The organism is Vibrio sp. OPT46 (assembly GCF_015163535.1).
In the GTDB taxonomy this organism is placed as follows: Bacteria; Pseudomonadota; Gammaproteobacteria; order Enterobacterales; family Vibrionaceae; genus Vibrio; species Vibrio alginolyticus.
Map to the genome: position 1 here is coordinate 1 of NZ_JADDYG010000052.1, position 964 is coordinate 964.

A 964-nucleotide genomic window follows, 5' to 3' on the forward strand; every position below is an offset into this window, starting at 1 on the left:
ATAATGCTCAATTAAGAGGAATAGGGGAGCTTATCGTTAAACATAACGTGTAGTTCTGTAAATTGCCCCCTAAGACTAAGCTAAAAGGGCCTAATGTTATAAAATAGCTTCTTGTCTATTCTGTTGTGTGAGTTTTCAATGTTGTCTCATACTAGCCACTTAAAAGAGCGCTGTAAGAACTCGTCTGCATTATCAAGGACGATTTCGCCGTGAGCCATAACCAATATATTAGGTTTCCAAGACAGCAATTTATTTAAGTGTTTTCGAGCCTCTTGTTTGCTAAACATAAAACTTAGGCGCCAATCCAAAGGCATTTTTCCATTCGGAGCAAGAATACCGGCCCCTTTAGCCACAAACCGCTGCCAGTAGTTAAAGTTCTGGCCAGAAAAATTCTCGACGAGGTCAGTAACAATTAAGGTCTTTGAACGTCGATGATAAAACACACACTCTTCCATTAATGGAGAGCCAGAAAATAGTTCTTGTTCAATCTCAGAGTTCCAAGCATTACCGCCTTGGTTAAGTGAAGCGTGAAAGTGTATATCACGGCACTTCTTAATGACTTCATCTGTGCCATAAACTTCTGCGCTAGGATAGGCAGATACCCATTCAGATAAGAACAAGTGGTGTAAATGATTAGGAGCGATTAAGTATTTCACTTGGCCTAGATTGTTGATTTGCTCTCTAATCGAATTTGATAACTTAATTGGACTATGAATCCAAAGGCCACCATCAGAAAGCCTAACAATAGTCATACGAGTGGTGTATGGGAGTCCTAAGAATTGGACGGGATCTCCGTCAAATATCCATATCTCATGGGCTAACTTTTTCATGTCTCTCCAACCGTTAACACTGTATTAAGGCGGCATTTAAGTTACTCAAAAGCTGCCTTGTTGCACAATAAACGCTTCGCTAAGCGTAAACCAAAAATATTAGGTTTACCAAACCCTTATTGAGTGCAGCTGTA

The 964-nt window shown here is 39.9% G+C and carries 1 protein-coding gene; it reads right to left on the minus strand.

Annotated features, from left to right (window positions below; genetic code table 11):
• Window positions 1-146: 146 nt before the first annotated feature.
• The gene (locus IQR33_RS02575) at window positions 147-830 is read right to left on the minus strand and encodes a DUF4336 domain-containing protein (protein WP_033905192.1); all 684 of its coding nucleotides are present in this window, start codon (window positions 828-830) and stop codon (window positions 147-149) included.
• Between the last annotated feature and the right edge of the window lie 134 nt (window positions 831-964).